Source organism: Micromonospora mangrovicola, from assembly GCF_047200535.1.
In the GTDB taxonomy this organism is placed as follows: domain Bacteria; phylum Actinomycetota; class Actinomycetes; order Mycobacteriales; family Micromonosporaceae; genus Micromonospora.
Window position 1 is genome coordinate 1 of record NZ_JBJZOG010000219.1, and the last position, 1,730, is coordinate 1,730.

General features: G+C 74.8%; 4 protein-coding genes. All 4 read left to right on the forward strand.

The genetic code is table 11. The features are described 5' to 3' along the window. The coding region (locus ACL02O_RS34090; protein ID WP_412822300.1) for a hypothetical protein at positions 1-263 on the forward strand (263 nt) is incomplete at its 5' end. Then, a complete protein-coding gene (locus ACL02O_RS34095; RefSeq protein ID WP_412822301.1) occupies positions 260-796 on the forward strand; it encodes a hypothetical protein in 537 nt (178 codons plus the stop codon). The genes ACL02O_RS34090 and ACL02O_RS34095, both read left to right, overlap by 4 nt. A 73-nt stretch (positions 797-869) precedes the next feature. Continuing rightward, the gene (locus tag ACL02O_RS34100) at positions 870-1,184 is read left to right on the forward strand and encodes a hypothetical protein (RefSeq protein ID WP_412822302.1); all 315 of its coding nucleotides are present in this window, start codon (positions 870-872) and stop codon (positions 1,182-1,184) included. 195 nt (positions 1,185-1,379) lie between these two features. Next, positions 1,380-1,622 (forward strand): hypothetical protein, encoded by a 243-nt coding sequence (locus ACL02O_RS34105; RefSeq protein WP_357327074.1) that lies wholly within the window; start codon positions 1,380-1,382, stop codon positions 1,620-1,622. The last annotated feature ends 108 nt before the right edge of the window (positions 1,623-1,730 follow it).

The following is a 1,730-nucleotide window of genomic DNA, read 5'->3' on the forward strand; positions in this document are numbered from 1 at the left end:
AGCCGAAGGACGTCGACTGGCCGAAGGCCTTGGAGGCGTGCAGCTCGCGGGAGGACCTGGCGGTGCTGTGGCAGCGGGCGCAGCGGCTCGGCCTGACGCAGAAGCTGCGCGGCGCGTTCACCGAGCGGGGTGCGGAGATCGCGGCCGCCCGGAACGCGGCGGCGGTTCCGTCCGACCAGCTGGACCGGGCGCTCGCCGACGCGGCGACGGCCGCCCCGGCGGTCAACGGCCGGCAGCCGGAGACGGCGGGGGCGGGCCGGTGAGCGCGGTGCAGCAGCGGACGATGCGGGCCGTGGTGCTCAAGGCGCTGATGGACGAGGTGCGCAAGGCGTACGACGTCGCGCGGGCCGAGGCCGACGGCAGCCTGGTCGAGCTGAACGCGGAGCTGGGCGTGACGACGATCGAGGTCCGGCTGCCGGGCTACGGCGCGGCCGTGGCACAGGTGACGCTGACTGAGCCGAAGACGGGCTTCGTGGTCGACGAGGCCGGATTCCTGGCGTACTGCAAGCAGGAGCACCCGTCGGAGGTGCAGGCGACCGTCCCGGCGCCGGTCGAGTTGGTGCGGCCGGCGTTCCGCAAGGCGCTGCTCGCCCGGATGAAGGTCGAGCAGGACGGCACGGTGGTCGACGGCGAGACGGGCCGGGTCCTCGACTTTGTGGAGGTCGCCGAGCCGCCGCCGCCGTCGACGACGCTGACGTTCAAGAAGGGCGGCCGGGAGGAGGTGGCGTCGGCCTACCGGGACGGTCGGCTGGCGCTGCCCGACCTGCTGGCGCTGCCGGCCGCAGAGCAGGAGTGAGCGGGTGCGGGGCCGGGCGAGGGGCGACCTTCGCCCGGCCCCGCTCCACATCGGAGCCGGGGGGTGAGCGGTGGTGATCGACGCGCGGCTGGTGCGTGACGGCCTGGTCGACGTGGAGGCGTTCGCCGCCGCCGCCCAGGCCGGCGCGGTAGGCGTGTGCGACGGCTGCGCCGGGCTGCTCGACGGCTCGGCGACCGAGGGCGGCGGCCTGGTGTGGCTGACGACCAGCTGCCGGGGCTGCGGGCGGGAGCGGACCGCGCCGGGCGGCCGGGCGCTGCCGCGCCCCGTGGGCAGGCGGCCGGGCCCGCCGGCGTGGCTGCTGGAGGCGGCGGCCGAGCTGGACGCCCGGCGGTTGGGGGAGCGGCCCGACCGCTCACAGCCCGCCTAAGCCCGCCCCGGCCGCCGCCTCACTCCACCCACCCGACCGGGGCGTTCGGGGCTCCCCGTGGACGGGGGAGGACCGCCCTTTGTGTGACGTGCTCCACGGCCCGAGGCGTACATAAAAATTGTACGGCGGATCGACAGCGGCCTACAATGAATATGTACGCACCGCCCCCCACTCTGCACTGAGGAGGAAGCCAAGATGCTGAGCTACGAGGAGATCCTGGAGCGCGCCCTGCTGGTCGCCGCCGAGACCCTGGAGCTGGAGGAGGCCGCCGAGACGATCGGCGACGAGCCGCTGCGGGACGAGCGGGACGGCGAGCCGGTGGAAATCCGCGAGGTCCAGACGCTGGCCGACGCGGGCTTCATGACGACCGACAACGGGGTGGTCATCCGGCTGACCGACGGCCGTGAGTACACCCTGACCCTCAACCGCTACCGCTGACCGAGCCGGGGGGGGGGGGTGGGGGGGGGGGGGGGGGGGGTGGGTGTGGGGGTGGGGGGGGGGGGCGCGCAAACCAACAAACCCCCCCAACAACAAACCCAGCCCCCG

Excerpts from the sequence above, each read along its gene's own strand:
- ACL02O_RS34105 (WP_357327074.1), top strand. The coding sequence starts at position 1,380 with ATGCTGAGCTACGAGGAGATCCTGGAGCGCGCCCTGCTGGTCGCCGCC.